A 251-nucleotide genomic window follows, 5' to 3' on the forward strand; every position below is an offset into this window, starting at 1 on the left:
GGACGTGTCGGGACCGCCGGTGGCGGAGTCGTCGTCGGCGGCGTCGACGAGGGCCTCGACGGCGGCCCGCACGGCGTCGTCGGCGTCGAGCCCGGGCCGCCAGAGCTTCTTGAGGGAGCCGCGGGCGAACACGGGGCCGGAGCCGACGCTGTGGTGCTGGTGCTCCTCGTACCGGCCGCCGGTGACGTCGTAGGAGGAGATCCGGCCGGCGCCCCGGTCGAGGTCGAAGCCGGCGAACAGCGGGACGACCG

At 76.1% G+C, this 251-nt stretch carries 1 pseudogene; it reads right to left on the reverse strand.

What is annotated here, in order from left to right:
* A pseudogene (locus KVT14_RS20750) lies at positions 1-251 on the reverse strand (proteasome subunit beta); the annotation flags it as partial.

Origin of the sequence: Cellulomonas sp. GbtcB1, from assembly GCF_019091725.1 — a bacterium.
Lineage (GTDB): Bacteria > Actinomycetota > Actinomycetes > Actinomycetales > Cellulomonadaceae > Cellulomonas.